General features: G+C 41.4%; 15 protein-coding genes. 3 read left to right on the forward strand and 12 right to left on the reverse strand.

What is annotated here, in order from left to right; translation table 11 throughout:
• Positions 1-23: 23 nt before the first annotated feature.
• From VK664_RS17235 to VK664_RS17270, 8 genes are all read right to left on the reverse strand, one after another.
• Positions 24-1,688 carry a ribulokinase gene (locus tag VK664_RS17235; protein WP_461399932.1) on the reverse strand — a complete coding sequence of 555 codons (1,665 nt, stop codon included), beginning with the start codon at positions 1,686-1,688 and terminating at the stop codon, positions 24-26.
• A 79-nt stretch (positions 1,689-1,767) separates the two neighbouring features.
• Entirely contained in the window at positions 1,768-2,421 is a 654-nt protein-coding gene (locus VK664_RS17240; protein ID WP_461399933.1) for an HAD family hydrolase, read from the reverse strand.
• 153 nt (positions 2,422-2,574) lie between these two features.
• Entirely contained in the window at positions 2,575-3,414 is an 840-nt protein-coding gene (locus tag VK664_RS17245; protein ID WP_461399935.1) for a CvfB family protein, read from the reverse strand.
• A 100-nt stretch (positions 3,415-3,514) separates the two neighbouring features.
• Positions 3,515-4,228, reverse strand: a complete 714-nt coding sequence (locus VK664_RS17250) for a head GIN domain-containing protein (protein WP_461399936.1) — start codon at positions 4,226-4,228, stop codon at positions 3,515-3,517.
• A gap of 65 nt (positions 4,229-4,293) precedes the next feature.
• Positions 4,294-6,126, reverse strand: a complete 1,833-nt coding sequence (locus tag VK664_RS17255; protein ID WP_461399937.1) for an STN and carboxypeptidase regulatory-like domain-containing protein — start codon at positions 6,124-6,126, stop codon at positions 4,294-4,296.
• Positions 6,127-6,201: 75 nt separating this feature from the next.
• On the reverse strand, positions 6,202-7,179 hold the full coding sequence (locus tag VK664_RS17260; protein WP_461399938.1) for a FecR family protein: 978 nt from the start codon (positions 7,177-7,179) through the stop codon (positions 6,202-6,204).
• An 11-nt stretch (positions 7,180-7,190) separates the two neighbouring features.
• The gene (locus VK664_RS17265; RefSeq protein ID WP_461399939.1) at positions 7,191-7,763 is read right to left on the reverse strand and encodes an RNA polymerase sigma-70 factor; all 573 of its coding nucleotides are present in this window, start codon (positions 7,761-7,763) and stop codon (positions 7,191-7,193) included.
• Between the two features lie 125 nt (positions 7,764-7,888).
• Entirely contained in the window at positions 7,889-8,785 is an 897-nt protein-coding gene (locus VK664_RS17270; protein WP_461399940.1) for an aldo/keto reductase, read from the reverse strand.
• A gap of 227 nt (positions 8,786-9,012) precedes the next feature.
• On the opposite strand from VK664_RS17270, the gene VK664_RS17275 reads away from it, so the two are divergent.
• A complete protein-coding gene (locus VK664_RS17275) occupies positions 9,013-10,446 on the forward strand; it encodes an amidohydrolase family protein (protein WP_461399941.1) in 1,434 nt (477 codons plus the stop codon).
• Positions 10,447-10,602: 156 nt separating this feature from the next.
• Here the strand turns inward: VK664_RS17275 and tamL are convergent, their stop codons facing one another.
• The gene (gene tamL / locus VK664_RS17280) at positions 10,603-12,876 is read right to left on the reverse strand and encodes a translocation and assembly module lipoprotein TamL (RefSeq protein ID WP_461399942.1); all 2,274 of its coding nucleotides are present in this window, start codon (positions 12,874-12,876) and stop codon (positions 10,603-10,605) included.
• A complete protein-coding gene (locus VK664_RS17285; protein ID WP_461399943.1) occupies positions 12,873-17,912 on the reverse strand; it encodes a translocation/assembly module TamB domain-containing protein in 5,040 nt (1,679 codons plus the stop codon). Before VK664_RS17285 ends, tamL begins: the two co-directional genes overlap by 4 nt.
• A gap of 331 nt (positions 17,913-18,243) precedes the next feature.
• Between VK664_RS17285 and VK664_RS17290 the strand changes: the two genes are divergently transcribed.
• Positions 18,244-18,705, forward strand: a complete 462-nt coding sequence (locus VK664_RS17290; protein ID WP_461399944.1) for a VOC family protein — start codon at positions 18,244-18,246, stop codon at positions 18,703-18,705.
• A gap of 14 nt (positions 18,706-18,719) precedes the next feature.
• Here VK664_RS17290 and VK664_RS17295 read toward each other — a convergent pair whose 3' ends face one another.
• The gene (locus VK664_RS17295) at positions 18,720-19,253 is read right to left on the reverse strand and encodes a CopD family protein (RefSeq protein ID WP_461399945.1); all 534 of its coding nucleotides are present in this window, start codon (positions 19,251-19,253) and stop codon (positions 18,720-18,722) included.
• Between the two features lie 50 nt (positions 19,254-19,303).
• Positions 19,304-20,353: a ferrochelatase gene (hemH, locus tag VK664_RS17300; protein WP_461399946.1), complete on the reverse strand. Its 1,050-nt coding sequence runs from the start codon at positions 20,351-20,353 to the stop codon at positions 19,304-19,306.
• Positions 20,354-20,444: 91 nt separating this feature from the next.
• On the opposite strand from hemH, the gene hemA reads away from it, so the two are divergent.
• The gene (gene hemA / locus VK664_RS17305) at positions 20,445-21,755 is read left to right on the forward strand and encodes a glutamyl-tRNA reductase (protein ID WP_461399947.1); all 1,311 of its coding nucleotides are present in this window, start codon (positions 20,445-20,447) and stop codon (positions 21,753-21,755) included.
• Positions 21,756-21,759: the final 4 nt, after the last annotated feature.

Genomic DNA, 21,759 nt, shown 5'->3' on the forward strand with positions numbered 1-21,759 from the left:
CGATGTACTACGGCGGGCGAGGCTCATAACTTATCTTCAACCAGTTCTGATAGCCTGGTAAATTTGTCAAAGCGATGTTGCAATAAGGTTGTTTTTGATAACTGTGGTTTGTACTCTGTTCCAAAACCACTTCCCATTGCCATCATTGCCTCTTCCACTTTTCTATATCTACCTGCTGCCGTGGCCGCGAACATAGCTGCTCCGGTGGCACAAGCCTGTTCAGATTTATGAATACGGATTGGCATATTCATCACATTTGCCATCATCTGCATAATGAAAGGTGATTTTTTTGCTACTCCACCCAGCCCGATCAATCCTTTCACCGGAACACCTTGTTCATTAAAGCGGTCAACAATCTTTTTTGCACCGAAACAAGTGGCTTCAGCCAGCGCATAAAAGATCCTGGGCGCGTTCGATGCGAGGTTAAGCCCGGTAATGGCTGCTTTTATTTCCTGGTTTGCATCCGGGGTTCTGCGACCATTAAACCAGTCAAGTGCCAGCTCCGAATCCTCATCCGGATCCAGTTCGCTGGCTTGCTCACCCAATTGCCGGATCATTGTGGAGCTCAACTCTTCTTTAAGGGCTTTGGCAGTTGCTGTATCTATTAATTTGCTTTCCGGCAACAGGGAAAGTGGCCAGCTAAGCAGATCGCGGAACCAGGCGTAAGTATCACCAAAAGCGGACTGGCCGGCTTCAAGCCCGGTCATCCCTGGAATAACAGATCCATTTATCTGTCCGCAAATGCCCCTGACCAGTATGTTCTCCAATTCGTTAACAGGGGCTACCAACATATCACAGGTTGAAGTTCCCATCACTTTGCTTAACTGGTATGGTGATATCTGGCCCCCGACTGCTCCCATATGGGCGTCGAAAGCACCGACTCCTATTACTACATCAGTCGATAACCCGAGCCTTTGTGCCCATTCTTCGCACAAATATCCGGCCGCCTTGTCAGCGGTATATGTGTTTTTGTATAACCGGCAAGTAAATCCTTTAAGGAGGGGATCAAGGGAAGCAAAGAATTCATCTGGCGGGAGACCATCAAATTCAGGCGACCAAAGTGCCTTATGCCCTGCGGCACAAACACTTCTCTTCATTGTATGAATATCGACGCCACCGGTTAATAAAAATGGGATCCAGTCACAATGTTCAACCCAGGAATAACATTCATTGCGAACGAATTCATCTTTTCTTAAGATGTATAATAGCTTTGCCCAGAACCATTCGGAAGAATAGATACCGCCGACAAAGCGGAGATAATTTGTATTGAATTTTTTTGCATGATTGTTGATTTGGGACGCTTCGAGAGTCGAGGAATGATCTTTCCATAAGACAAACATTGCATTAGGATTGTTTTCGAATCCTGGAACAAGTGCAAGCGGCTTTCCTTCTTTATTAACGGCGACGGGGGTGGAACCTGTTGTATCGACTGAAATGCCAACAATGTTTTTTCTGACATTTTCGCCAGCCTGTACCAGGCAACTCCGTATAGTAGATTCAAGCCCATCAATATAATCCTGGGGGTGTTGCCTGAACTGATTGATGGCTGGGTTGCAAAACAATCCATCCTGCCATCTTGGATATTCGAATACTGAAGAAGCAGTAGTTGCTCCATTGCCGGTATTCAAAATTATGGTGCGCACTGAGTCTGTACCGTAGTCGACCCCGATAACAAAATTGTCAGGCATACAATTGGCAAGCTTTCAAATGAATGTCCAATATACTGAAATTTTCAGTTAAGTGTATATCGTACATTTATCTTTGCAGTCAAAATAACTGATCAAGCTGCGGATCGTTATAATCCCTGATAAAATATAAAACATTGTCATAATCAGCAAAGTCTGCTTTCTCATGCGCGCTCATTATTACTACGGCTTTCATACCCGCATTCCGGGCTGCTTCAACACCTTTTGGTGCATCTTCGAATACAATGCAATTTTGAGACGGGACATTCAATAAAGTAGCACAATTCAGAAAAGTTTCAGGGTCAGGTTTGCTGTTTTTTACATCCTCTGCGCTGACGACGGCCTTGAAATATTTCCTGAGATCAAGATTGTCGAGGATGAAATCTATATTGAACATGATGGCAGCGGAGCCGATTGCCATGGGGATGTCTTTGGTTGAGGCTTTCTCAAGGAATCTATCCAATCCGGGAATCAACTTTAGATCCGGTTTATAGGCCTGCTGATATCGTCTTTCTTTTTCCAGGGAGTATTCATCCATTTCAGCGCTTGTAAATTTATCGGGTCCGAAAACACGGACCAGGAGTTCGCTGTTTTTGCCATACATTTCTTTTTTCACCTCCTCCCAGGTAAGTTTAGCTTTTAAATCTTTTGTAAGAATGTCGAACCATGCCTGGTTATGATAATGCATGTCGTCGATAATTGTTCCATTCAGATCAAATACAAATCCTTTTGCCATAAACCGCAAATTAGCAAAAGCCCCTCGCTTTGAGCAGGGGGCTACGTTTATTAAATTTCATCTGACCCGGTTTTATTTTTATCTATTCTTATTTTTATTTTTTTCAGGGCATAATTAAACGGGGATATTCTATTTGAAATGGTCAAATAATGATTAATCGTTTTCATCAACCAGCTTGATTCCGGTTTTTGTAAAGACAATTTTCCGCTGTTTGAAAAGATTGCCCGTCGTCATTTTGAATGTCTTCTTACTCATTGAAAAAAATGAATAAATATCATCGGGGTCGGACTTGTCATGGTAAGGTAAATAACCATTGTTTTCTTTCAGCAATCTCATGATTTTCCCGGTTTCGTCTTCCACTCTTTGATAGCCAGGACGGCCGGCTACTACATCTATTTTGTTCTCCGGCCCGATTTTTTTTATAAAGCCCTCAAGCTTATCACCGGTTTCTATCACACGGAAAACCTCATTGAAGTGAAGAACGCCGGTATGTTTGTTATTGATGATTACGAGATAACCAATATCAGTGCGCCGATAGATCACAAGATCAACAATATCCATTTCCTTTACAGAAAGTGTATCATTGCTCAGGAACTGGTCAATTTTCTCGGTAGCTGCAACCCTGCCTGTTCTCTCATCGATGTATATTTTCACCAGGTATTCTCCACCTGGTATCATACGAAGCATTTGCTGGGATTTTGGAACAAAAATATCTTTCATTAAACCCCAGTCAAGAAAGGCACCTTGCTGAGTGACATCAACCGCCCTTAATTTAACTATATCACCCACTACACCTTTTGGCTCCAGTGTGGTAGCGATCATTCTGTCTTCAGAATCATGATAGATGAAAACGCGAAGACTATCGCCGGTTTGAAGACCTTCGGGTACAAAACGTTTGGGCAACAGAATTCCTTCTTTTTCATCATCGAGGTATACTCCAAAGTCTACGACCCTTATCACCTGTAAATCGTTGTATTCTCCGATGCGAACCATTGGTTATGATATTTGATTAATGAGAGCGTTAAATGCTGTTATTAATCTGCAATATTAAACCTTATCCAATGAATGGAAGGCCGGATCTGTGAAATTTGGATTACAGGGGTATTACGCGCCCTGAACCGGACACACTACTGCTTACTTTGGGATTGCCCTTATACATTACAACTCCACTGCCGGAAATCTTACAGTCCAGGTTGGATACAACATTAACGCGCATGGTGCCTGATCCACTGGTGCTGGTGCTTGCCTGTACAGCTGTTAATGCAGCTAAATCTATCAACCCACTCCCGCTTATGGACAAACTTTCTTTGGAAGTGTTGCCATCATAAACCTGGATACTACCCGAACCGCTGATTTTTACCTGGACATCTTCGGCGACCAGTTTTGCAACTACCATAGTGCCGGATCCATTTATTGACAAGGTTGTTGCAGCCGGCTCGAAAGGTTCCAACACTTTGATATTTCCCGAACCATTTACTCCAAGCCAGCTAACATCAGGCGCAGTTATCTTTATTGTTACGGGTTCATGGGATTTGATGTTTACACTGTGCTTCACTTTAACCTTTAATATGTTATCTGAAACATAGGTTTCTATAACATCAAGGATGTTACGTTGTGCGGTGATCTCGATTTTGAAGTTGTTACCGGGAATGTAATACATGTCTGCAGGAACACCCATCTCGATCCCTGTGAATTCTCCCGTTGACCTGTTTTCGGTGATGGCAGGACCATCACCCACAACTTTGCGACATGAAGGAAGACTGATAATTGACAAAACTAATAATAAAGCCAGGCTGATTTTTTTCATACAAAGGTTTTTTTATTCCATTATGACAACCTTCATTTTATTTACCCCTATGCGCATGAAAAAAATTAAAACAAGCTGATCCCTGCGTTCCAACCAAACCACGCATTAACATGATCTCCGTATTTATATGAATTTGTTGGCGCTATATCAAATTTGTAATCGGGCACAGCTGAAGTCTGGTTAGAATAATAGACATTGAAGGCAGGTCCTCCAAAAATCGAAAAGTGTTTGCCAAAACGAATATTGAGATTAAGGTTTGCCTTATTCAACAGGTTGAGATGATCCCATGAACCGAGATGCAGGTATTGCGAGGTGATTTCAGGACTGATACTGAACCATTTTCCTATATACTTTTCAGTACCAAGCCCATAGCCATATGAATAGATCATTCTTTTACTATCTGTATTTAAACCTCCGAGTAGTATACTGTATAGTTTCCGGTTACCTGTTTTAAATGCAAAATTTGCGGTAACAACATCATTGGTGAAAAATACCAGCTTATGATAACCGGTTCTCACAATGTTAATGAGCCCCAGGCTATACCCTTCTGAAGTATCGGAAACATTTATCAAACCAACCTGCAGTCCCGTCAACTTGCGGGTGTAATTAAATATGCCACCAATCTGGACCCCTTTTGTTTCAGCGGGGTTGATATTTGCAATGCCCGCTACCTGCATACCTCTTACATCTTTGTTGCTGTAATTGGCTATGCCGCCTATCTGCATCCCATTCAACCGGCCACCAACATGATTATAAATTCCACTTAATTGCAAACCTGTATAGCTCCGGCCAACAAAGTTGTTGATCCCCGCTATCTGTAAACCGGTAGCAAAACCCAACGCAGAATTGTGAATGCCACCCACCTGAACGCCTTCCATATCTCCCCCGCCCGCGTTGAATATGCCTCCTACCTGCACATATCTTACATCTTTCTTGTTGATGTTAAATAAACCGCCCAGCTCAAAACCATTTACCCCACCCGAATAGCCACCGAACAAATTGAGGGAAACGGTATTAATAACCTGCCCGTTTAATTTACCGTTTGTACTTAAACCTGGTGTAATGGATACCTGGTAAGGACGGGCAATAAAAAACCGCTTCAGATTAATCGTTTGAAATTTCAACTTGGAACTGATGAACCAGTCACCCAGGGTGGTTTTTTCTACCCTTACAGAATCTGTTTTTTTATAGGTATATAACCATTGAATGCTGTCATTCTGCCGGACAGCAATTACAATAGAGTCGGGTGCTTCGTAATTCTTAGGACTGATTATCGCTGATTGTTCAGTTACCTCAAGCGGCATGATCGTGATGGTTATCTGTTGATTGAACTTTGGTTCTATTACAACCGTGGTGTCTTCATAAAATTCTTTACTGACGGTAAGTGATGCTGTTTTGTATCTGCTTTTTAATTTTATCTTGAAATAACCTTGCTCATTGGTCATGGCTGAAGCCAGGCGGTCCTTCTCATAGATGCTTGCATAACTCACATGCTTGCCCGTCTGGTCGTCCACGATATATCCACTTACGATATATATTTTATTTTCACTCACCGCTTTTGATGTGACCAATGTAAGTTTAATCGGAGCACGCCTGATAATGATGTAATTGCCACTTTCCCGGAACTCGAATCCCGATTTGAAAATCATATCCAGCAACTGTCTTACCGTCTTATTATTTTCTGAAATAGTGATCAGCGTGTCGCGGGACACTATGTTACTGTTATAAGAAAAATAAAAATCTCCTTTGTTGCTTAAGATCTCCAGTACCTGGTCAATTGGTTGTTTTGAAACCGTAAGTGAAATTGTTTTGCTGAGATTCGATTGCGCGGTTGCGGCTCCTGCAAACAGGATTGTTACAAATGCTGTTACGAAATGTACCTTAATTCTTCCTTTCATTGTTTGTTGGTGAAATGTTAGCGTTGAACCTAATTTGAAATTAGTGTTGAATCTTATCTTAAATATTGTTGAACGTTATTTTAAAATGATCTGGTCGCCTTTCTTTTCAGTAGTGAGGTCAAAAGTTTCTGCGATAACTGAAATTATTTTTTCAATAGGCTCGTTGTAGAAAGTGACAGTATAAAGTTCTTTTTTTGCTTTTTCGTTTTCGATGATAATTTTCGTTTCATAGGCTTCATTGAGCACTTCAATCAGTTTCCATACAGGAGTATTATCGCAAACAAATTCGCGGCTCCGGTAATAGTTATAGAGTTTGTCGGAATTTTGTTTTTTCTGTGGCATGGCCCCGGCCCGCGGTATCGTAAGCCTTTCGCCCTTTTGAAGCGTGACCAGTTGATTATCTTTTGCTACGGTCACTATACCGCTTTCAACAATTATTTCTGTAAAATCTTTCAGACTTTTAATATTAAACGAAGTGCCGACTACTTTTACCTCGATACCATCAACTTCAACAAAAAATGGTTTTGATTTATCGGGTTTTACATTGAAGAATCCTTCTCCTTTCAAAATTGCTTTGCGATAAGATTGCCTGCCTGATTTTTCACGGTAACTCAAACTGGAATGTTTGTTTAAGGTAACTATGGAATTGTCGGGCAGCGTATCATTAACAATTATATCATTGCTTGCAAGTTCCAGTTGAGCGGTTTTTGTATTAACCAGGTAAAATAAGACGGCAACTGCGATCGTGGTAATGAAAATTGCAGCGACACGCATCCAGTTAAAACTTTTTTTAAATGGAACAATGATAGCAGGTTTACCAGGGCTATTAATCCTGATCTTAAATCTTTGCCAGGCTGCATCCTCGTCCACCTCCCTTGATATTGCCAGTACCCTGCTCTGTTGCCAGATGAGTTCAAAATGATTAAAGTATTTTTGATTGGCCGGAGTCTGGCCGATCCAGTTATTTACTAGAGCCCGCTCTTCTTCCGTTACCTCATCAAGCAGGAACCTCACCAGCATTTCATCATCCATATCATGTAAAAATTCTTTCAATGAAGTCGCTTTTATAGGTTAAGAAAAGTTAAAATGGCAGCTGGCAAAAAGTCAACAAGTTTGAGCCGCAGCCGTTTTAAGGCTTTGCCCATCTGGTTTTCAATTGTTTTTATCGACAGGCCCATTCTATCTGCGATTTCCTGGTATTTGAGTTCTTCGAAACGGCTCATCTGAAATATAGTTCGGCACTGTTCCGGCAATTCGCTTAATGCCTGGTTGAGTTTGCTTTCCAGATCACCCAATAAAATCTTTTTTTCCGCATTGTCCGAATTGCTTTTCATCTGCGATTGTGCGTAATTGTTATATGCTGAACGCACTTTCAGGTGTTTCAGGTAATTAAGACTTTCATGATAAACCGACCTGTACAAATATGCCGCGAGGGAGATTTGAATTTCAACCTTAGATTTTTTTTCCCAAAGACGACAAAACACATTTTGAACGATCTCTTCGGCCATGATATCGTCCCTGATGATAGTATAGGCGTAGGCATGCAGGTTTTTAAAGTTTGTTTTAAAAACCTGTTCAAAAGCTTGTTCCCCCGTATCTCCAGGGTTATACAGCTTTCCACTGTCTTTTACTTCCATTCTTAGGGTTTGATATCCAGTGCTGTATTTGAGGGCTCCGGCCAAATTTGTGCTTTATTTAAAGACACCTGCAGGCTATTGCACCCCTATCTGAATAATTAATTTATTTTAAACCAAGAGAGCCATTACCTGTGTTCTTCATAAAAGTTCTGATGGAGTATCTGGTTAAGGTAGGCCAGTTCCTGGGCCGTTAACGCCAATGTTTCCGGAACTGCCAGGGCCTCATCAAGTTGAGCCATAGTGCGAACACCTATTACAGCCGATGTAACTGCTTGCTGCTGAAGCACATAGTTTACTGAAGTCTGCATTTCACTTCTACCGTCGCTACTGATACTGCGAATAGCCGTTGATAATTTATGCACTTCAAGTTTGTCATAATTAAGGAACTTGTCTGCCGGTTTACCACCCAGCAAACCTTTGGCAATGCTCCCCCTGGCGAGCACTCCGATGTCTGAAGCTGCTAATAATGGCAGGCAAAGCTCTTCGGGGCGACGGTCGAGCAAACTATATTGCATCATAACGGAAGAAATGGATGAACGCTGAACATATTCGCGAATCACGTTTGGACGAATCGATGAAATGCCATAAAACCTGATCTTACCTTTTTGTATTAGTTCTTCAAAAGCGGATATTGTTTCATCAATCGGATCATCTATTGTTCCTCCATGTAGCTGGTACAAATCAATATAGTCGGTACCAAGTCTTTGCAGGCTGTTTTCAACCTGGCTAATGATATACTGTTTTGAAGGGTTCCAATCCCAACCCGAATTATCCGGCCTCCATTGATTGCCAACCTTTGTTGCTATAAAGACTTTCTTCCGATATGATTTTAGTGCTTTACCAAGCATTAGTTCGTTTGCCCCCTGGTTATATAAGTCGGCAGTATCAAAAAGATTGATTCCCCCGTCAACAGCTTTCGATATTAATTGATCGGCAATCGGCTGATCAACGGGCATTGACATACCACCAAATGAAATAACGCTGACTTCAAGAGAAGATTTACCTAGTTTTCTGTATTTCATCCGTTATTTATTATTTTTTGGGTTCCGCTACACCATTCATCATGCAATCTTCATATAGTTTTTGAACCTGCATATACCGATAGTAAAATTCACATGAAATTCACCAAGGGACCAGCCACCCCGCCAGCTTAGTTGATTGAGCAGTGTAAATTTATTGTAAATTTATCAGGTACAATGTTATCTGCCCGAACACACATTTTCACTTCCGACTCAAATAAAGATGTTATATGAATCACCCATCTGAGATTTCGAAACATCCCGCAAGGACCAAACGCTGCAGTGAAATTTCAAAAACGATGAAATTGTTTGTCACCTTCTTAGCCCTGCTCTGCATAGATATCGTCCATGGACAGCAACCAATTGATTCCCGGAACAGGGATATTGTCTTCAAAAATGTAAATGTGATCGCGATGGACAGCGATAGGGTACTGACCAATAAAACGGTCGTAACCAGGAACGGGAAAATCGTTTCAATTACAGATGGAGCAAAAGCAAAGATTGCCGCAAACGCCTTTGTAGTGGAAGCCAGCGACAAGTACCTTATGCCTGGACTTTCAGAGATGCATGCGCATGTTCCGCCGATTGATGATATAGAGCCAATGAAAAACGTGCTCATGTTGTTTGCATTAAATGGTGTTACAACCATTCGGGGTATGCTGGGTCATCCCCGTCATCTTGAATTGCGTTCCAAAATAAAAAGCGGCGAGATATTGGGTCCTCATTTTTATACTTCAGGTCCCTCATTTAATGGCTCTACAGTAAAAACAAAAGAAGAAGGTGCCGCCAGGGTAATTGAACAAAAAAAAGCCGGTTATGATTTTTTGAAAATCCATCCCGGGCTAACGCTTGAAAACTTTAATGCTGTTGCACGAACCGCGAAAGCTGAAAATATTCCATTCGCCGGGCATGTGCCTTATGCGGTGGGTGTATGGAGAGCCATTGATGCGGGGTATGCAACTATCGACCATCTGGATGGATTTGTAGAAAGCCTGGTGCCCGGCCTGGATAGTATACCAGAAAACCGGACAGGCCTTTTCGCGACTTTTATTGGATACCGTGCGGATACCAGCCGGATAAAAACTTTGATCACCGGTTTAAGAAACCGAAGGATCTATGTTGTGCCCACCCAGGCTTTAGCTGAACGATGGATAGCTCCCGGAGCAGACGCAGATATGCTTGCATCCGCACCAGAAATGGTTTATATGGATGAACAAACTGTGAACGACTGGGTAAAATCTAAAAAATCCCTGGTAAGCAATCCCTCCTACAACCCTGATCGTGTAAATGAATTTTTAAAAATCAGAAGACAACTTATTGCCGCATGTAATCATGGGGGAGTTGGTTTGCTACTTGGGTCCGACGGGCCCCAGGTTTTCAATGTGCCAGGCTTTAGCGTCCATCATGAGCTGAGATATCTTGTTGATGCCGGCCTTACACCTTTTGAAGCTATTAAAACAGGTACTGTGAATGTGGGACAGTTTTATAATGATCCGCTGCAAGGAACCATCAAAGCAGGTGCACCTTCCGACCTGATTCTACTGAATGGTAATCCGTTGGTCGACATTGATCAAACCAAAAATATTCATGGGGTAATGATTGGATCAAAATATATGAACCATGAATTCATAGATGCCGGTTTGAAGAAATTAAAGAAGCGTTAATGAATTTATTGAAAGATTTTCATTGAAAGATCTCGTTGAAAGATCTCGTTGAAAGTTTTCGTTGAAAGATCTCGTTGAAAGATCTCATTGGATAAACTTCATTGAAAAGACTGGATGAAATATCTGCGGGAATAATTTCGTTCCGAAATTGCAATATTAGAAGGGATAACCAATAGCTATGTTAAGGATAAGATTGTCACGTCTCCAATCACTTTTACCGAATGCTATCTCATCAATAACCCATCTTTCCTTTTCGGGTAACCAGGGTTTACGTAAAGGGAAAGCCAGGTCAAATCTGACAATGATAATGGATGCATCAAATCTCAAACCCACCCCGGTCCCAACCGCAAAGTCTTTATAAAATCCTGCTAAACCACTTCCTGGTTTCTGGGGGTTTTCTTTACGAAGCCAGATGTTACCGGCGTCAACAAAAGCTGCACCGTTGACTATACTAAATAGTTTTGCCCTGATCTCGGTATTTACTTCCGCTTTAATTTCACCAGCTTCACTGGCATAGGTCTGGCTCTGTTCAGAATAATAACTGCCCGGGCCCAGTGTTCTTGCCCTGAACGCACGGATACTATTACTTCCACCAATAAAAAACTGCTTTACATATGGCATCTGTTGCGAGTTGCCATAAGCATATCCATAGCCCAGGGAAATACGGTTTGCCCAGGTCACGCCATGGTTATTAAGTTTCCAGTAATTACTTGCCTCGGTACTAAAACGCAGGTATTGGGCGAAGGGTATACCAAACAGTGTTTTCTGACTGGCTGATTGCTTAAACGACCCGGTAATCAAACCAAGGGTATTACCAGCTACATCTACATTAAACCTGATATTTGTTGCGTTCCATTTTTGAGTTGTTGTCGACTCATTGTATGTAAATGTATAATTGCTGCCAATGATAAACTGCTTTTCAAACGCCTGCTGCAGGCTAAAGTCTTGCTGAAGTATGGAATCAAACTTTGGAGTGATATTCGAAGGCTGAATATAGCTTATACTAGCCAGGGCGAAGTCATGTTCGATCTTATCAGTCTGCCGCCAGACATAACCGAGTCCACCACGTATCGCATCAAGTCGGTAAAGATCCTTTCTATTCAAAAATTCAAAACCCGCGCTAAACTTTGTCCGGGGCACAAACTCTGTGTGAGGATTTATTATCCGGAATGGAACTATAAACCTTGGAACATATAAATTAATATCCCCGGTCAGCGAGGTACCATTGGTCGAATATTGTTCACCGCCCACCTGTTTCTCGAATCCACCTGCTAGAGCAATATCCAGTAACTCCGCACCCTTCATAAAGTTGCGGTTTTTCATGTTTATCTGGATCTGTGATCCTACGAAGTTGTTTGATTTTGAGGTTCCCGAAAGCTGGAACTGTAACGATCGTTTTTCTGTTGGTGTGAGATAAAAAGATGCGTTCAGTAACGACGTTGAGTCACGCAATTTCTCAAATGTGGCCCTGATGTATTTAAAAGTCCCTAAATCGACAAGCCTTTTCAGTGAAACATTATGTGCAGCCCTTGAATAAATACTATCCTGGTGAAGGGTAACAATTTTTTCAAACAATTTAGGTTTAAACAGCTTTTGAGTATCTATTAGTTTATAGTTGGGAAAATTAACGAGGTCTTTCCAAAGCAACAATGTATCAACAGTAGTACGGTAGTTTGCATAAATGTATATGTTCTTGATATCATAAGGCACTAATGCGGATTTCGGGCTACGCTCCTTAACTTTTACAAAAAGGTTTACATTTCCTTTAAGTGTGCTATCGACCTGGACTAGCAGGTAATCAGGATTGAAATAAAAGTATCCGTAATTTTTAAGTTCCTGGTCAATCCTTGTCCTTTCGTCTTTAATATCATCAAGATTGAAAAAATTTCCGGTTTTTAATAAAGTTTTCTTTTGTTGCGCACGAATGAGCATACCTAACGCAGTACTGTCTGTGGGGAATCCGACAGTATCTATCTTATACCTGATGCCTGCGCGGACGTGATATTTTACGCTGGCAGTTTTTTCTTTCAATAAAGGCTCTGCCTCGGTAATGGATTTGAAAAAACCATGGTTCCACATATAATTGTTGAGAATAGTAGAATTGTTTTCGGGCTTTACGCGGCTCCACAAAACAGGGGCTTCGCCCCATTTATTACGTAACAGGTGATTAAGTCCTTTCTTTTTTGTTGGTTTACCCAGGTTATAAAGACTCAGCCTGATCCGCATGCCAAGAAACTTCGAGTTTGGAACCGGTCGAAGGAGTTCCTTTAATTCATTCCTGATTTCTTTCTTGTTTTTGATTGTATCATCAAACACAACTTCTGCACCGGTGTACAATCTCTCTCCGGCCGGCAATTTCTTTAAGTTATTGCAGGAACACAATATCAAACCCGTGAGCACAACAAGTATCAGTTGATATTTTCTATTCATTTCGTGTTTTGTGAAGGCGGCCTCCCAACTTGATTTCGGTATCTCCGGTCACGCCTGCTTTTCTGTAATATTTCCTTGAACTCATTGTAGTCCATCACAAGTATAAAACCAACGCCGGTTTCCACTACCTCACCATCTATAATGCTTTGATTATCGTTACGACGGTATATTTTTAGCCGGTACCTGCCGTCACGTGTTATTTTATAATCTATAGTCACGTTTCCTGTCAGTCCTGAGGAGCTGTTCGAGGAGCCTTCAACCGGTATGCCGGTTCCCACCGTTACCGTTGTGCGGTCATTGAATAAATTTTTTGACACACCAACATTCATCCTGGTGGAATTTTGCTGGCTACCGCTTGTATAATCTTCCCTTTGTTCAAAATCGAAATTGACATCAACTCCTTTAATAAGATCTCCCGCGAGATTATTTAGTTGTTGAGCAAGGATTTTACCTGCAGCACCCATAGCTATTGTCTCCGCGCTCGTACTGGATGAAAGGCTGCTGAATGGATTATTACCAATAAAATTATTAAGTACCAGTAAGCCCATTACCTGTTTATTCAGTTCCGACTCATCGTTGTTAATTAATTTAAGCCGGTTATAGACCACGCCGTCAAACACATTTCTTTCCCGTTCAGGCATATCAAGTTTAAAAGAGATCTTTGGTTGCAGCATTTCACCTTCAAGGTTCAGATAAACCAGGAAAGGCAATTTCTGTCTGAGTGCACCTTCTGGTACACTCGATGTGGCATTCAACAACGGTTCTGCCGTAGTGTTTACCGTATATACGGCCGAAAGATCAATAGTAGCTGAAGTGGGATCACCGGTCCAGGTTATTGTTCCATCCTTTACGATATCAAATTTTCTTTTGATAAACTGGTTCAATGATAGAATATAAGCGCCTTCACTAACAGTATATCTGCCTGTCATACTTGTTTTACCACTGGGATCAATTGTCATATTGATAGTGGCTGCTCCGTTGACTCTTAAACTATCGCCGTTATCTTCATCAAGCACAATGGTCAACGAAGACTCGGGTGTGATTTCTGCACTGATACTTAAGGACAATCCCTTAATTACATCTTCCGCTAATGTGTCTTTTGGATTTGTATTTGCTATTAATGATGAATCGACGGGGTTAGATAAGTCAACAAACTGGATGATTCCACGCCGACTCTCAACTTGTGGATCCTCTGAAGGCAGCACAAAGGTGACAGAAGAATTATCAATCACTCTTACCCGTCCCTCTATAACAGGCAAATTCATATCCCCTTTAATAGTTAGCCGGGCATTGATGGAGGCAGGTCCAAAAATGGTCTGGTCAGGTTTTAAACGGTTATCTATTGCCCTGAACTCCCTTGCATTCAAACTCAAATCAAATCGGTAATCCTGGTAATCGGTTGTGAATACCCTGCCATCTATTATGGCCTCATGACCCATTGAGTCTGTAATGGTAAACTTATCAAGCAGAATACCCTGATCATCAAATACAATTGTTTCATCAGGAATACGTAATGCTGTGCCATACTCAGCATAAATAAGCGAGGCTTGTTTTACAGACAGAGAACCGCGAACCTGCGGTTTCGCGGCACTGCCGCGTAATGTTAGATTGCCACTTGCCAATCCTGACAAATTCGTGATCATGTCTTTCACAAATGGCTGCGCTGCTGTAAGTGAAAACTCAGGAATATTAAGATCGAAGTTCAGGTTATTCTCGCCAGTGGTTGTATAGTCGCCCTTTACAGTCAAATTAACACTGTCTCCTGTTAAAGCTGCATTCACATTAAAAACTTCAGGAGAGCTATTACTTGCATCTAACTTCAGCGTGCCTATTCGTTGACTGAAAGCTTCAATACTGTCTATTGAAAGATCTGCCACAAATGAAAATGGAGAAGATTGTTTTAGGGCAATGCTGCCGTTTATTAATCCATCTGCCACTAGCGTGTCACTCTGGATCATCGACGCGATGGTGGCAATCGAAAAATTCATAAACTGAAGGTTGATCGGAAATCCACCACCAGCACCCGTTCCATTGATTTTTAAACCCCGGTCTCCCCGCATAAGGGCCAGGTTTGCAGTTTTAATTCCATTACTGTCTAACTGAACCAGGTTATTTTCATTTGTCGTCCAGGTCTGCTTATTAATCAGGAGCTCCGGCAATAACCGCAGTTCTGAAACACCCCTTATTGTATTATACGTGCCACCGACAAAATACTTGTCTTTATCCTGTTTGTCGTGGAGGTTTATGTTCCAGCCAATCTTACCACCCCGTAACCCTCCATATATCGTTGTTTTGTATAAAGGGGTAGTTGGATGAGTAACCTGTTTAACGCTAATACCATATACCAGGCTATCATTTTGAGAATTTGCCCCAAGATTGAAGGAGTCTACTATGAAATCACCATAGCGCAATGTTTTCATATTAGCCACTACCTGCAACAGGTAGTTTGCCGAATTCATATTAACAGCAAAATTCAAGGGAGTAAATCTTCGCATATCCGGCACAAACGATCTTATAATCGGATGATTTATTATTGTACCTGTAAGCCGAAACTGATTAGCGGGAACACTGGTGTCAGAAAATGTACTGTCACTCATGTAATGAGCCATAACCGCCTGAACAGACTGAGCAAGGGTTGACACTTTATATAAACCCCGCATATTCGCGAAAAGCATTGGTGTCTCTATGCTTATATCTGAACTATCCCCTACTCTGCCAGCAATCACTTTTAATGAGTCGAGTGGATACACTTTATCTTTATGAGCAATCTGCAAACCGGTAATAAAAACATTTCCATCAAGCTTATCCGGATCTGCATTAACAAGATCGACATTGAGTTTGGCCTTTACGATCAGGTGTTCTTTTGAAAAACCAAGCTTCTGCAGGTTAACCCTCATATCATTTGAATTAACCTTCAGCTCCGGATGGACCTCATCCATATTGTAACTGACATCTAGATCTGCTAACAGATTTGAGTCCGGTGAATTTAAATTAGCAACCACCTTATTATTGGCCAGAGTCCCCTTTACTTTTATATTATTATAAGTATAACCTTTTGCCTGCAGTTTATTAACTGAACCATCAAGACTTAGATCTGCAGTTTTTACGGCATAGCCCTTACCCTTAACTTTGAAATCTACTGATACGAGGCCCAAACTGGTATCACTGAGAAATTTATTAAGCTGAAGATTGTTAGAAGTAATATGAGCATCATATACGGCCCTGATACTATCTGATGCATTTTTTATCTTACCCACAACTGAAACATCCCCGCTGCTGGTTACAACCTTTATATCGGCGCTCATATCATCAGGTGTTCCGTCATAGGTACCACTGATATTGAAAGTTTCGGGAATATGAACAGATGATGGAATTAAATCCGTTGGTAACAAACTTAGCAGTCCCTCACGGGTGCCACTAAAATTATTTAGCCGCAGATCGATCTTCATTTTTTTGGCATCCGGCAAACCAGTCACTTTCGCCGAAGCATTTAATGCTGTAGAACCCTGTCGGATTATTAGTTGTGGAATGTTCAGGCTATTAACTTTCCCATTTACTTTTGTATTCAGCTCAATGGTTTTGTTTAGCAAAGGCTGAACATATTTGTTTGCTGCCAGGTCAGGTTGAAAATATAACAAGTCATTTAATACAAGATTGGTGTTTGTGAAAACGGCTTTTATAGAAACTGATCCGGGATTTTTGCTGGCCTCCTCAATGGATGCAAAAGTCGCTTCCATTGAGCCATTAATGAGATTGCGATTTGTTTGTATAACAGTTTTTTCCAGTTTCACCAACTGCTCATCATAAACTGCGTTAGTATGTAATTGCTTTAGCCGGAAGCCACTTTTTTCATTAAATGTCAAAGATTCAATCTCAGCCTTATATCCTCTCCCATCAGATATGAGTTGTTTAATGGAAGTATTCAGGTTATTTAGTTTCAGATGAGAAAAATCCATCTGGGGTCCACGAACTATTGGCTTCGCAACATCGTCATATTGCACTGTATTATTTTCAAGGGAAAGATTTTCAACACTGAATTTAAAGGGATCAGCTTCAATTGAATCTTTTATCTCGGCCACCTCTTCCTTATCCGGCCGCTTTGAGTTTGTGGCAAATATGGTGGAATGATCTGCCAGGCTGAGGTTGTGTATACTTGCGTTGTTTGTATTGAGATTAAGCCTCAGGTCAGAAATTCCGAGCTTCGCAGCAACAGTGTTGAGATCTATTGCACTGTTATCATCTATATATATTATCCTGGTACCCGTAAGCAGGATGCTGTCTGCACGGATCAAAGGCATGGGACCTGAAGAAGAAGTAGTAGTAGAAGTAGTAGTAGTAGTAGTAGTATCTTTAGCCGTTAAACGGGAAGTAGGTTTGAACCGGATACCTGCAGCAAGATTCTGTGTATAAAGATGATCAAGTCTGAAATCCATCGAATCAAGGTTAAACCTGTCGATGCCAATATCTATATTGGTGAAAGTTATAGTAAAGTTCTGGCCGTTATAGGCATCATTATAATGAAGATTCGCCCTGGATAATTCAACATCCCCAAGATTGAATTTCATTGCAGTGCCTGATGACAGTGTATCCGCCGTTTTGGTAGTATCACCCGATGCAAATGCCTTGCTGATGAAATCATAATTGAATAAACTGTCGGTCTCTGAATTATGTATATTTAAACGAAGACTGTCTACTTCCAGACTGGAGATTGTCAAAGTGTTATCCAGCAGATCAAGCAATCTGTATCCTGCTTCCAGCTTACCGATATATACCAGCGGCTCTTTGGAGCGATCCTCGACATAAACACCATCTAATTCGAGATGGTACAGATAATTGATGGACAGTCGCGCAATGCTTACTTTAGTGTCAAGTTTCTTTTCAAGATAATTTACAATCTCCTTTCTCACGATATTCTGGGCCCACCTTGTCTGGAGTACAAACCACAAAATAACCAGCAGCAGGAGGATGCTTCCTATCACGATTCCCACCCACTTAAGAATGATCTTAACCCAGTTTTTCTTTTTTTGCGGCTCCATGCTTACGATCGACTAATTTGTATCCCGGATGAGAACAGTTTCGTAGTTTGATTTGATATTACATTAAACAAAAGTTGCTCCAACCACCCAGTTGCAATAAAAATTATTAAATTAAGACGTTTTATCATGTACACTACACACATAGCTGGTGAAATCGGGTAGTATCGGGCCATTTCATAAGTTTGAAATCAAATTTGCCGGTTTATTCCGGATTTTTCGATCAGTCAAAGATGGCATATTGTGGAGTATTCTCCACATGTTAACTATTGATTTTTCGGATCACCTGGCACTAAAAGTTTGAGTATTATTATAACCTTTGTATCTTGATGGCATGAAAGGGATTCATAAAATTGCATTATTTGCCACCATATTGTTCTCAGGATTCTCAACAATTGCTACTGCACAGTCAAAAAAAGCTGCACTAAATCATATTGCGCTCTCAGTAGTAAACCTTAAAAAAAGCACAGCATTTTATATTGATGTTGTTCAGCTGGACACTATCCCTGAACCCTTCCATGATAATAAACACACCTGGTTCAATATTGGCCCAAAAAGTCATCTCCATATTATTGAATCTGCAAAAGAAATTACCAGCCATGATAAAAACACCCATCTCTGTTTCACGGTGCCGTCGGTTGATGAATTTGCCGAAAGGTTAAACAAAATGAAGGTTCCGTTTATGAACTGGGCGGGTGAAAGCGGAAAGATCACTAAGCGCGTGGATGGCGTTAAACAAATTTATTTCCAGGATCCGGATGGATTTTGGTTGGAAATCAACGATGCAAGAGATTAGGGTAAGGCAATCATTCAGCCTTCCTTCTTGGCTCTGACAAGCTTGTATATACGCACCGCGCTCATCAACAGAAGCGCAAATGCTACCAGGCCACCAAGCCCCCACCACAAACTCATTGCCTGTTTAACTTCAACAAGCATTACAATTGCAATAAGAAATATTGTGGCTACTTCGTTCCACAGCCGAAGATGAGTACTGGAATATTTGTATACTCCCTTCATCTGTTGACGATAAATATTATGCAAGGAAAGGTGATAAAGATACAGGCCGGCGACAAACGCAATCTTGATACCCAGCCATGCAGGTACAGATCCAAATAAGTATAACATCCAGGAACCGAATATCAGGGTCAACACTGCAGAGGGCCAGGTGATACCGAACCAGAGCCGCTTTATCATGATCGAAAACTGGCTGTTTAAAATACTTTTTTCCGGCTCGGGTTTTTCTGCAGCTTCTGTATTGTAGATGAAAAGCCTGACGATATAAAACATACCGCTGAACCAGGTTACTATAAATATTATATGCAGGGCTTTTACGTATTCGTACATGCGGTGGGCAAGATAAACAATCTGTGTTTTTATTAATTGAAACCTGGAACTTATGCAAGGACCATTTCTTTACTTCCGGCGATAGATTTTTTCATCCACCCTGCGATTGTCTGGATGAGTAGTGGATGTGTATTAAGACATGGAATCAGCTGAAAACTTTCTCCTCCCGCATGAAGAAATATTTCTTTGCCCTCGAAAGCCATTTCTTCCAGTGTTTCAAGACAGTCACTTACAAAGGAAGGACAGACCACTAAAAGTTTTTTTACTCCGGTTGCAGGTAATTCAGCGAGACGGAGCGCGGTATAGGGCTTGAGCCATTCCTCCCTTCCCAACCGGGACTGAAAAGATATTCCATATTTATCTTCAGGTATTCCAAGCTCTTTAACAATTAGCCTGGTAGTTTCAAAACACTGGTGCCTGTAACACTGTTTGTGCGCCGGCGAAGCCACTTCACAGCAATTTGGGGTCTTGAGACAATGTGACCCCGTAATATCACCTTTTGTAATATGACGCCGGGGTATACTATGATAACTAAAGAGGATCTGGTCATATTCGTTTTCAAGAAAAGGCCGGATATTTTCTGCCATTGCATTTATATAATCAGCGTCGTTGTAAAATGGCTTTATGAAAGTTAGTTTGAATGGATATTTGTTTTTTTGATGTACTTCCTTTGCATATTCCACGGCTGTTTCGTAGGATGACATGGCGTAATGGGGATAGAGGGGCAAAGCAATAACCTCATCAAGCCCAGGATTATGTTTCATCAGGTTCTCAAATGCCGTGGCAGGATGGGGCTTTCCGTAGCGCATCGATAATTCAACGGGTTCTTCAACTACAAGCTGAAGGGCATCCCTCAGTTGTTGTGATAAAACTATCAGCGGTGAACCCTCAGGGAGCCAGACCGACTTATACGCTTCAGCAGATTTCGGCGCCCTCTTCGGAGTAATGATCCATTCTATTAATATTTTTCTGAATATCCAGGGATAGTCAATAACCCTTGGGTCCATCAAAAATTCATTTAAATAATCCTGTACATCTTTTACCTCCGTGGATTCTGGCGATCCGAGGTTCATCAGCATAATACCCCTTCTGGTCATCATTTTCAATTATTGCGCGAAATTACATTTGCGCTTGAATAAACGCCTGTGCTTTCTTTTTGTTTGCCTCAGCGGGTAATAATATGACATTACAATGACTTGGAAAATGCAGATTCAGCTGGCCAGGGAGTATTTTTGCAATCTGAACAGCAGTACTTTGATGAACGGAAATACGACCAGAGAGATTTTTAAGTTTCATGTAGCGGGAATTAACTATAAAAAGACTGATGCTTCCATCAGGGGCCAGTTTGCTATTGGCAAAGAACAATATGCTTCTATCCTGGATCTTGCTCCTTTTTATGGAATAAATGAATTATTTATCCTGTCTACCTGCAACAGAACTGAAATTTATGGGTTCGGAGAAACCGCCCGGGAACTTATACAGCTACTTTGCTCCCAGACTGTAGGCGACATTGATACATTTAGTTCTCTTGCCTATATTAAAACCGGAACTGAAGCTATTCAGCATCTTTTTGAAGTCAGCGCGGGGCTTGATTCACAGATTCTTGGTGATTATGAAGTAGTCGGCCAGATTAAGCAGGCGGTAAAATTTGCCCGCGAGCACCAGTTTGTCGGTAATTTCCTGGACCGCGTTGTAAATACCGTTTTACAATCTTCCAAAACTATAAAGAATCAAACGCAGCTCAGTAGCGGTACCGTTTCGGTTTCTTTCGCAGCCGTTCAGTATATCAGGGACAATGTTAAGGATATCGCCAGTCAGAATATCCTGCTGATCGGAACCGGTAAAATCGGGCGTAACACCTGCAAAAACATAATTGATTATCTTAATACTACAAATATTACCCTTGTAAACAGGACAGATGCCACGGCCTCGGACCTGGCAATTGACCTTGGGCTCAAATCGGGTAAACTCGCCGATCTGCCGGTGTTGGTAAAAGAAGCCACAATCATTCTTGTGGCGACCAATTCTCAAACTCCTACTTTGCTTTATTCTCACCTCGCAGCAACAGGTTCCAAACTGATCATTGATCTTTCTATTCCTTATAATGTTGAAACAACTGTCTCTCAGCTTCCAGGTATAACCCTTATCAATGTGGATGAACTGTCACGTTTAAAAGATGAAACGCTGATGAAGAGGAAAGCTGAGATGCCCAAGGCAAGGGCAATCATTGATAAACATATCGGTGAATTTCTTGAATGGTACCAGATGCGTCGCCGGGTGCCCATGCTTCGAGCTGTAAAACTAAGGCTTGAAACACTTCCTTCCTGCAGACTATATACAACCTATTCTTCGCTTCATAGCTTAACTTCGCCCATTATTCATTCTGACGAAAAAATTCAGCAGGTAATAAACACCATGGCACTCAAGATGCGTAGCCAGGATCTTCATGGCTGCCAGTACATTGAAGCTGTGCACGATTTTATTTCGCGCGCCAAAAATTAAGGTA

This window comes from Flavitalea sp., assembly GCF_035489435.1.
GTDB lineage: Bacteria > Bacteroidota > Bacteroidia > Chitinophagales > Chitinophagaceae > DATHKG01.

What these genes read in the sequence shown, in the direction of transcription:
- VK664_RS17245 (WP_461399935.1), bottom strand. Translation starts at nt 3,414, where the DNA reads ATGGTTCGCATCGGAGAATACAACGATTTACAGGTGATAAGGGTCGTA.
- VK664_RS17270 (WP_461399940.1), bottom strand. Translation starts at nt 8,785, where the DNA reads ATGAAATACAGAAAACTAGGTAAATCTTCTCTTGAAGTCAGCGTTATT.
- VK664_RS17265 (WP_461399939.1), bottom strand. Translation starts at nt 7,763, where the DNA reads ATGGAAGTAAAAGACAGTGGAAAGCTGTATAACCCTGGAGATACGGGG.
- tamL (WP_461399942.1), bottom strand. Translation starts at nt 12,876, where the DNA reads ATGAATAGAAAATATCAACTGATACTTGTTGTGCTCACGGGTTTGATA.
- VK664_RS17235 (WP_461399932.1), bottom strand. Translation starts at nt 1,688, where the DNA reads ATGCCTGACAATTTTGTTATCGGGGTCGACTACGGTACAGACTCAGTG.
- VK664_RS17275 (WP_461399941.1), top strand. Translation starts at nt 9,013, where the DNA reads ATGAATCACCCATCTGAGATTTCGAAACATCCCGCAAGGACCAAACGC.
- VK664_RS17250 (WP_461399936.1), bottom strand. Translation starts at nt 4,228, where the DNA reads ATGAAAAAAATCAGCCTGGCTTTATTATTAGTTTTGTCAATTATCAGT.
- VK664_RS17285 (WP_461399943.1), bottom strand. Translation starts at nt 17,912, where the DNA reads ATGGAGCCGCAAAAAAAGAAAAACTGGGTTAAGATCATTCTTAAGTGG.
- VK664_RS17295 (WP_461399945.1), bottom strand. Translation starts at nt 19,253, where the DNA reads ATGTACGAATACGTAAAAGCCCTGCATATAATATTTATAGTAACCTGG.
- VK664_RS17240 (WP_461399933.1), bottom strand. Translation starts at nt 2,421, where the DNA reads ATGGCAAAAGGATTTGTATTTGATCTGAATGGAACAATTATCGACGAC.
- VK664_RS17255 (WP_461399937.1), bottom strand. Translation starts at nt 6,126, where the DNA reads ATGAAAGGAAGAATTAAGGTACATTTCGTAACAGCATTTGTAACAATC.
- VK664_RS17290 (WP_461399944.1), top strand. Translation starts at nt 18,244, where the DNA reads ATGAAAGGGATTCATAAAATTGCATTATTTGCCACCATATTGTTCTCA.
- hemH (WP_461399946.1), bottom strand. Translation starts at nt 20,353, where the DNA reads ATGATGACCAGAAGGGGTATTATGCTGATGAACCTCGGATCGCCAGAA.
- hemA (WP_461399947.1), top strand. Translation starts at nt 20,445, where the DNA reads ATGACTTGGAAAATGCAGATTCAGCTGGCCAGGGAGTATTTTTGCAAT.